Below are 2,392 nucleotides of genomic sequence, written 5' to 3' on the forward strand. Positions count from 1 at the left end.
CCCCCGCCCCGATCACGGAGTCCTCGATCACCGCGCCCGCCTCGACGGTCACTCCGTCGAACAGCACCGAACCGGCGACGCTCGCGCCCGCGGCGATCTCGGTGCCCGCGCCGATCGTCGAACCGCCGCTCACCTCCGCGTCCGCCATCACCTTCGCCCCGTCGAGCACCAGCGCCTCACCGGTGGGCCCGGGCAGGGCCGAGGTGGGCGCGAGCCCGCGCACCAGATCCGCCGAACCTCGCACGAACGCCTCGGGCGTGCCCACGTCGAGCCAGTACGAGGCGTCCACGAAACCGTGCACGTGCGCCCCGGCGGCCAGCAGCCCCGGGAAGGTCTCGCGCTCCACGGAAACGCGGCGACCGGCCGGAATGGACTCGATCACCGAGCGGCGGAAGACGTAGCAGCCGGCGTTGATCTGGTCCGTCGGCGGATTCGGGGTCTTCTCCAGGAACGCGGTCACCCGGCCGTCCGGATCGGTCGGCACCGAGCCGAACCGGCTCGGATCGTCCACCCGCTGCAGATGCAGGGTGACGTCGGCCGAGGCGTCGTGGTGCGCCCGGACGAGCGCGCCGAGGTCGGCGCCGGAGAGGATGTCGCCGTTGAAGATCACCGCGTGCTCGGCGCGCAGATGGTCGTAGACGTTGCGGATGGCACCACCGGTGTCGAGCGGCTCGTTCTCCACCACGTACTCGAGTTCAAGGCCGAGCGCGCCACCGTCGCCGAAGTACCGCTCGAAGACCTCGGCCTGGTACGACGTGCCGAGCACCACGTGCCTGATGCCGGCCGCGCGGATGCGGGACAGCAGGTGGGTCAGGAACGGAACACCCGCCGTGGGCAGCATCGGTTTGGGCGCGGACAGCGTCAGCGGGCGCAGGCGGGTCCCCTTGCCACCCACGAGCACCACCGCGTCGACAGCGAGCTCCGACGTCACAGCTTCCTCCCTGCGCGTTCCCGAATGCCCGAAACGCTCGATTCCGTTCCTATCACGTGTCCGCCGGACGACAAGCCGCGGGAAACACTGACGGCGAGCGCCTGGAGGGCCTACCCTAGACAGCACACGGGTGGCCCCGGTCGGAGAGGGCCTCAGGTCGAGTCGGGAGGCCGAGCGGATGGACCCCCGCGAACGAGCGGACGCGTTGCTGGCTCGAGCGAGGGCCCGCGGCGCCTTCGTCGTCACACCCGATGACGCGATCTCTCCGATGGACGCGTCGAACACCCAGCAGATCCCGCGGGACGTGGTCAACCGCATCGATCGCGGCGAGGACCCGGACACCACCGCCGTGGTGCCCGCCTCGGTGATCGACTCGGTGCAGGGCAGCCTGCCGGAGAAGCCGGGCACCAGGGTCGATCTGAGCCCGGTCACCCAGCCGCTGCGGCACCCGCGCGCTCAGGCCGGGCAGGCCCAGCCCCCGGCGCGGTCACAGGCGCAGGCCCAGGAGCGGGAGGTGGAGGGACTCATCCCCACCACCACCCAGTCCACCGGCCGTTCCGACCTCTCGCGCCGCCTCGAAGGCCTGTGACCCCACGTCCGCGGCGGGCAGGGCACCCTCGCGCGGGGCTACAGGCCGCGGGTTTCGATCTTCAGGCGTAGCTGCAGGCCGAGTTTGATCGCGGCCAGGACGGGCTTCCAGGCCGGACCCCGGTGCCGGTCGGCGAGGTAGCGGTAGGCGCTGGCGTGGTGCGCGGCCAGCATCTTCTTCGGCACGCGTGAGGTCGCCTTGCCGCCGATGTGCGTGACCGCCGCCGAGGGCACGTAGACGTTCTGCCATCCGGCGCGCCCGATCCGGTCACCGAGATCGACGTCTTCGAAGTACATGAAGTACCGGGGGTCGAACCCTTCGACCGAGTCGAAGGCCTCCCGCCGGAACAGTTCGCACGAACCCGACAGCCAGCCGGAGGTCCGCTCCACCGGCGCCTTCTCCTGGCGGTACGCCCGCGTCCACGGGTTGGCGGGCCAGATCTTGCCGAACACGGCATGCCCGATGCCGCGCCCCATCGACGGCAGCAGCCGTGCCGACGGGTACACCGACCCGTCGGGTTCCTTGATCAGCGGCCCGAACGCCCCCGCGCGCGGCCAGCGCCGGGCGGCGTCGAGCAGGACGTCCAGCGAACCCGGCTCCCACTCCAGATCCGGATTGGCCACGACCACCCAGCCGTAGGAGTCGTCGAGTTCGGCCACACCCCGGTTGGCGGCGGCGCCGTAACCCAGGTTTTCGCCGATGCGCAGCAGGTGCACGTTGCTGCGCTCGGCGGCCTTGTCGAGCGCGTCGTCGGTGGAGTCGTTGTCCGCGATCACCACGCGCACGTCGCGCGTGGTCGCCGCCTCCAGGGTGTCGAGGAAGCGTGCCAGGTCGTCGCCGGGGAAATAGGTCACCACGACCACGGCCAGCCC

General features: G+C 71.3%; 3 protein-coding genes. 1 reads left to right on the plus strand and 2 read right to left on the minus strand.

Annotation, left to right across the window (positions count from 1 at the left end):
* Positions 1-931 (minus strand): mannose-1-phosphate guanylyltransferase (gene manB / locus FNH05_RS36165; protein ID WP_144593337.1); only part of this gene is annotated, 931 nt, incomplete at its 3' end.
* A 178-nt stretch (positions 932-1,109) separates the two neighbouring features.
* Between manB and FNH05_RS36170 the strand changes: the two genes are divergently transcribed.
* On the plus strand, positions 1,110-1,520 hold the full coding sequence (locus FNH05_RS36170; protein WP_186382915.1) for a hypothetical protein: 411 nt from the start codon (positions 1,110-1,112) through the stop codon (positions 1,518-1,520).
* A gap of 38 nt (positions 1,521-1,558) precedes the next feature.
* Here the strand turns inward: FNH05_RS36170 and FNH05_RS36175 are convergent.
* On the minus strand, positions 1,559-2,392 hold an 834-nt coding region (locus FNH05_RS36175), incomplete at its 5' end, for a glycosyltransferase family 2 protein (RefSeq protein WP_144593338.1).

Source organism: Amycolatopsis rhizosphaerae, from assembly GCF_007713715.1.
GTDB lineage: Bacteria > Actinomycetota > Actinomycetes > Mycobacteriales > Pseudonocardiaceae > Amycolatopsis_E > Amycolatopsis_E rhizosphaerae.